1 pseudogene is annotated in these 565 nt (G+C 46.2%); it reads right to left on the bottom strand.

The annotated features are described in order from the left end of the window. A pseudogene (locus tag R7F64_RS24180) lies at positions 1 to 565 on the bottom strand (methyl-accepting chemotaxis protein); the annotation flags it as partial.

Genomic DNA, 565 nt, shown 5'->3' on the forward strand with positions numbered 1-565 from the left:
CAATTTGCGTGCGACCTCTTTTAGCTCAAAGGGGCCCATCTCATCTGCTTTGGCACGAAAATCGTGGTCAGTTAATGCGGACAAACGTACCAGCACATTCTTCAAGCCTCGGTTTGTCCACGTTTTTAGCCCGAACCAAGAGACCAAAATAACCAGAGAGATAACACACGCCGCGACAAGAACCATCATGCTGACGTTGCCTATGGTGTTATTGACCATGGCTTCGCGTTCATCAATCAAGTTCGATGCCGACTGCGAAATGCTATCCAAGAGCCTCATGGTTTCATCAGCTAATAACGACGCTTGATGAAACTCACGCTGTTGTTGTTCGCTTTGGACCAACTTGGCAAGAATGAGTTGCAAAATGCCCTCTTCGTCAAAGCCTGATTTCACCATCTCATAAGGCGCTGTCAAGCTGGCGTAGTCACTGACTTCAGGGTGTAAGGCTTTGAAATCTTCGTAAGCAAGGTTAATCCCAGCAATTCGATTTCGCATCTCCCGATATTCTTTCTCTGCTTTAGGTAAATCGGTATGCATCATCATTACAAGGAAAGTGCTTTCCATC

It is taken from the genome of Vibrio sp. Vb1980, from assembly GCF_033338615.1.
Taxonomy (GTDB): domain Bacteria; phylum Pseudomonadota; class Gammaproteobacteria; order Enterobacterales; family Vibrionaceae; genus Vibrio; species Vibrio alginolyticus.